We start from the raw sequence: 2063 nt of genomic DNA, 5'->3' as shown, positions 1-2063 counted from the left end.
GCGAGGCGGGGGCGCGCATGTATCGCACCGGCGACCTGGTGCGCTGGACACCCGAAGCAACACTGGACTGTCTGGGCCGCGCCGACACCCAAATCAAACTCCGCGGACAACGCATCGAGTGTGGTGAAATCGAAAACGCCCTGCTGGCCTGTCCACAGGTCACCCAGGCCGCCGCCACCGTGCACCACACCACTACCGGGGGCTCTCAACTCGTCGGCTATATCACCGGCTGCGCGCCCCTTGACCCCACGGTGGTGCGTCAGCGGTTGAGCACGCGGTTGCCCCATTACCTAGTGCCGGCTCAGGTGGTGGTGCTTGACCAGTTCCCGTTGACCTCCTCGGGCAAGCTCGACCGAAAGGCGTTGCCGGCACCGGTGTTTGCCACCGCCGTGTTCCGAGCGCCGCAGACCCGAACCGAAAAAATCGTCGCCGGCGTGTTCGCCGACGTGCTCGGTGCTGAGCGGGTTGGGCTCGATGACGATTTCTTCGCGATGGGTGGGGATTCTTTGCTCGCCACCCGGGCGAGCGCGCGGCTGCAGCTGGCGCTGGACATGGAAGTGCCGGTGCGGTCTTTGTTCGACGCCTGCACCGTCGGTGATCTTGCCGACTCTCTGCACCGCCAGCGTTCCGGCCGCACCCGGCCCCCGGTGACGGCGATGCCGCGCCCCGAGCCGATCCCGTTGTCGTACGCCCAGCAGCGGTTGTGGTTCCTCAACCAATTCGAAGGCGGCGCCGCGACCTACAACATGCCTACCGCTTTCCGGGTGACAGGGGCGCTTGACGTCGATGCGCTGGGCGCGGCCATCGATGATGTTGTCGCCCGCCACGAAATCCTGCGCACCGTGTACCCACAGGCCGATGGCGTGCCGTTCCAGCAGGTGCTGCCGATCCACGCGGGGATGTGGCGGCGCGGCGCGGCGGCGGTGGTCTCGCTGCGGGAGCAGGATTTGCCGCGGGAGTTGGAGGCGCTGGCGGGGTATCGGTTCGACTTGGCGGCGGAGATCCCGATCCGCGCGCAGATCTATTCGCTTGACCCCCAGCAGCATGTGGTGGCGATGGTGCTGCACCACATCGCCTGCGATGGGTGGTCGCTGTGGCCGCTGGTCAGTGATGTGGGCGAGGCGTATCGGGCGCGCAGCCAGGGTCATCAGCCCGAGTGGGCGCCGTTGGCGGTGCAGTATGTGGATTACACGTTGTGGCAGCGGGAGGTGTTGGGGCAGCACTCCGATCCAGGCAGCGTGATCGCCAGGCAGTTGCAGTACTGGCAACAGGAATTGGCCGACCTGCCGGAGGTGGTGTCGCTGCCCACTGACCGGCCCCGGCCCCCGGTGGCAAGTTACCGCGGTGACGCGGTGGAGGTGCGCATCGACCCACAGGTGTGGGCGGGGGTCAAGCAGCTGGCGGTGGCCCACAATGCGACTGCCTCGATGGTGTTGCAAGCGGTGTGGGCGGTGTTGCTGCACCGGGCTGGTGCGGGTGAGGACATTGTGATCGGCACGCCGATCGCCGGGCGCTTGGACGAGGCGCTCGATGAGCTGGTCGGGTTTTTCGTCAACACGTGGGTGTTGCGGGTTGGCGTCACTTCTTCGCACCGGTTCAGCGATGTGCTCGAGCAGGTGCGTCGAAAGGCGCTGGATGCCTACAGCAACCAGGATGTGCCGTTTGAGCGGCTGGTCGAGCAGCTCAACCCGGCCCGCTCGACGGCGCATCATCCACTGTTTCAGGTGTGCGTGGCCTTCCAGAACAATGTGCGCCCCGAGGTGGTGGAGATCGACGGCGTCAGCGTCGAGCAGATATCGGTGTGTAGCCATACCGCCAAGTACGACCTGGACTTCGATCTAAGCGAAGTGCCCGCCGATGAGGCCGCCGCGCCGATGGCCGCCGGGATGGTGTCGTATGCCACGGATTTATTTGACCGGGCCACCATCGAGCGGTTCGTCACCCGGTTCGTGCGGGTGGTCGAAGCCGTGGTGGCCGATGCGTGGGTGGTGGTGGGGGAGGTGTCGTTGCTGGATCGCGGTGAGCGTGAGTTGGTGGTGTCGGGGTGGTCTGGTGTGCGGGTG

1 protein-coding gene is annotated in these 2063 nt (G+C 66.3%); it reads left to right on the top strand.

Features of this window, described 5'->3' with window-relative positions:
• Positions 1 to 17: 17 nt before the first annotated feature.
• On the top strand, positions 18 to 2063 hold a 2046-nt coding region (locus tag EET03_RS25765; protein ID WP_244232538.1), incomplete at its 3' end, for a condensation domain-containing protein.

The organism is Mycobacterium innocens (assembly GCF_900566055.1).
GTDB classification, from domain to species: Bacteria; Actinomycetota; Actinomycetes; order Mycobacteriales; family Mycobacteriaceae; genus Mycobacterium; species Mycobacterium innocens.
The sequence above is the reverse complement of the archived record's forward strand: the minus strand, read 5'-3'. Positions and strand labels throughout refer to the sequence as shown.